This is a genomic window from Kocuria sp. APC 4018 (assembly GCF_030407675.1).
Classification (GTDB): Bacteria; Actinomycetota; Actinomycetes; order Actinomycetales; family Micrococcaceae; genus Kocuria; species Kocuria rhizophila.
In genome coordinates, this window is record NZ_JASDCY010000116.1 from 1 (window position 1) to 1,575 (window position 1,575).

A 1,575-nucleotide genomic window follows, 5' to 3' on the forward strand; every position below is an offset into this window, starting at 1 on the left:
GCGCGCGGTGACCTGGACCGCGGAGCACATCCGACGCATTCCCGCCGCGGGCTACCGCGTGGCGGCGGTGGTGTGCGCCGAGCCGGACGCCCCTGACGGGCTCACCCTCTCGGACGGCACGCGGCTGCCGAACCTGCGCCGCTGGGACCGGATCATGGACCTGCTGGACGAGACGGGCATCCGCACCGTGATCGTGGCGGACGACGTCCCCACGGACCGCAGGTTCCTGCGCCAGCTCTCGTGGCAGTTCGAGGGCACGGACGTGCAGCTGGTGCTCACGAGCCGCCTCACGGACGTGGCCGGGCCCCGCATCCACTGGCGTCCCGTGGAGGGGCTGCCGCTGATGGCGGTGGACACCCCGCAGTTCTCCGGGGCCAAGTACGCGCTCAAGCGGGCCTTCGACCTGGTGATCGCCGCCACCGGGCTGCTCGTGACCCTGCCGCTGCTGCTCGTCACCGCGCTGGCCGTGAAGCTCCAGGACGGCGGTCCGGTGCTGTACCGGCAGGAGCGTGTGGGGATCGACGGCACCGCCTTCACGATGTACAAGTTCCGCTCCATGCGGCCCGGCGCGGACGAGGAGCTCGCGCACCTGGCCGAGGCCAACCGGGCCTGCGCACCCCTCTTCAAGGTTCCCGACGATCCGCGGGTCACGCGGGTGGGCCGCATCATCCGCGCGTGGTCCGTGGACGAGCTGCCGCAGCTGGTCAACGTGCTGCGCGGAGACATGGCCGTGGTGGGCCCGCGCCCCCAGCTTCCCCGGGAGGTGGCGCAGCTGCCGCAGCACGTCCTGCGCCGGCTCAAGGTCAAGCCCGGGATCACCGGTCCGTGGCAGGTGGGTGGGCGCTCGGAGCTCTCCGCGGAGGAGAGCACGCGCCTGGACCTGTCCTACGTGGAGAACTGGTCACTCGTGGGGGACGCCATCATCGTGCTCAAGACCGTCAAGGCGGTCCTCACCCGGCACGGGGCGTCCTGAGGTGGGAGCTGCCGTGAACCCGTGCGCCCTGCTCGTCCAGCGGAGCGAGGCCCGTGCCGGAGCCCGTTCCCGGCACCAGGAGGCGCACCACGTTCTCCACGCCGGCGGCGATCCTCGCGACCGCGTCCCGCGCGGCCTCGGGCCCCTGGCGGAAGGGGTCTGCCACGTCGTCCTGCACCACGGCCGGTTCCTGCGACAGCAGCAGGTGGTCGAGACCCACCACGTGCCGGGGTGCCCGCGCCGCGAGCCGTTCCGCCTGACCCAGCACCAGGAGCTTGGCCGCCTCTCGGGGCAGCTCGTCCACGAGCCATGCCCGCTGCTCGCCGGCCATGCAGATCACGAGGTCGGCTTCCCCGACCATCGCGGGGCTCACCTGGCGGGCCCGGTGCCCCCGGGGATCCAGGCCGCGCTGCGCGAGGGCGCGGGCGACGTCGTCCGCCACGGGCTCTCCCCGCAGCGCGCCGATCCCCGCGCTGGAGACGGTCCACCCGCTGGAGCGGGGCAGAAGCGCGCGGGCGACGACCTCCGCGGCGGGGGACCGCGCCACGTTGCCGTGGCACACGAAGAGCAGGTGGGGCATGGCTGACAGTGTAGAACCGGGG

Annotated in this window: 1 protein-coding gene and 1 pseudogene; one reads left to right on the forward strand and one right to left on the reverse strand. The window is 73.4% G+C overall.

The window, feature by feature from the left end:
• On the forward strand, nucleotides 1–973 hold a 973-nt coding region (locus QL985_RS12045; RefSeq protein WP_290148003.1), incomplete at its 5' end, for a sugar transferase.
• Here QL985_RS12045 and QL985_RS12050 read toward each other — a convergent pair.
• A pseudogene (locus QL985_RS12050) lies at nucleotides 951–1,575 on the reverse strand (hypothetical protein); the annotation flags it as partial. The gene QL985_RS12045 and the pseudogene QL985_RS12050 sit on opposite strands and share 23 nt — an antisense overlap.